The following is a 1,560-nucleotide window of genomic DNA, read 5'->3' on the forward strand; positions in this document are numbered from 1 at the left end:
CGTCCGCTGCTTGCGACCGGGTTACTGCTTGATGCAAACGCTGCACATAGTCGCTTCGCATGGCCTCATTCAGCACACCGCCGGGGACCTTAACCTGCACAATGCAGGGGATGGCTTGAGCGCTGATATCCACTGCGCCGCATGTCCAGGAGCCAGAAGCCACTTCGTCAATGAGAGTCCAGCACAGGCCCCGTTGACGTGGATCGTCGCCGATTTGCTCGACCGCGATGGCCACTTTCGTAATCTCTTCGCACAGCAGTGCCCGTTGTTCGCAAGTAAAAGAACCTTGAGGCACCTTGATCAGGATATTTGGCATACGGGTTAACGCTCGATGAAATGGAAGCGTTATTAAGTCAGCCCTCGACCACTGCAACCAGCGACCGATTCGACATCTTTCGTGCATAATCAGCCAATGAATGACTTCACGATTCTGGTAGTTCCTGGCGCCTTTGCCTCCAGTGTCGCACTGACTCTGGATATCCTTTCAACGGCGGCCGTACTCGCCCAGCGACTGGGCTCCGCTGTACCTCGCTGGCAAGTCTGTGGGGTGAACACGGATTGCGTGACGCTCGGCCACGGTATGCAGATTGCGGTTCAGCCCTTGGCTATCAACCCTGATGACCGCTCTTGCTGGATCATCCCCGGCATCGGAGTGGCTGACGCCCCCATGATCGAGCACCGATTACAACAGGCGGATATCGCTCTGCTGGTTCCGGCATTACGCGCGCATGTGCAGGCCGGGGGTAACGTAGCCGCATCATGTTCTGCGGTATTCGTGCTAAAGGCTGCAAACCTGCTCGCTGGGCGCTGTGTAACCACTTCTTGGTGGATGGCACCCTTACTCCAGCAGTGGGCGCCGGAGTGCCAGGTAGATGCCGAGCGCATGGTAATCCTCGATCCGCCGTTGATTACTGCGGGTGCAGCGCTAGGTCATAGCGATCTGATGTTGCATCTTCTGCGAAGCCATTTCTCCCCAGCTTTGGCAGATGGCGTTGCTCGGGCGCTACTGATCGATGGTCGGCAACTGCAATCGCCTTTTATGGTTCCGGCAATGATGGCTCAGGGGAACGAATTGATCGCACAATTGACGGCTCATATTGAAGCCTCGCTACCGGCGATTATCAGCGTCAGCACACTCGCATCCGACTTTGGTCTGTCAGAGCGGACCTTGTCTCGACACATCCACAAGGCCACCGGATATAGCCCGTTGCGGCTGATCCAGCGTGTCCAGGCCAATAAAGCCCGGGAACTGCTGGCAAACAGTAAATACTCAATCGACACCATTGCCGAACAAGTTGGATACAGAGATCCCACATCCCTGCGGCGACTGATGAAAAAAATGCTGAACGCAACACCTCGGCAACTGCGTTAACTGCAGCGACGATTTTTTTCAATTCAATTATCCGATTTGGCGTGCGACTCAGGCAGTTCAATATTGGCCGTTTGCTGCCAGTCGCGAAGGGCTGCAATTGGCCCAGAGTGTGTAAAAACGCCTCCGCGAACCCTTGCTATGATTTCTGAGGATTTCATCGCAAGGATCGCCCATGAAGCGCTTTATCC

2 protein-coding genes are annotated in these 1,560 nt (G+C 55.4%); one reads left to right on the top strand and one right to left on the bottom strand.

Annotation, left to right across the window (positions count from 1 at the left end):
- The coding region (locus AC1DLB_RS29610) for a tautomerase family protein (RefSeq protein ID WP_477786247.1) at positions 1 to 316 on the bottom strand (316 nt) is incomplete at its 3' end.
- A 96-nt stretch (positions 317 to 412) separates the two neighbouring features.
- Here AC1DLB_RS29610 and AC1DLB_RS29615 point away from each other — a divergent pair.
- Positions 413 to 1,372 carry a GlxA family transcriptional regulator gene (locus AC1DLB_RS29615; protein ID WP_477743891.1) on the top strand — a complete coding sequence of 320 codons (960 nt, stop codon included), beginning with the start codon at positions 413 to 415 and terminating at the stop codon, positions 1,370 to 1,372.
- Positions 1,373 to 1,560 lie beyond the last annotated feature (188 nt).

This window comes from Pseudomonas sp. 05N434, assembly GCF_056396965.1.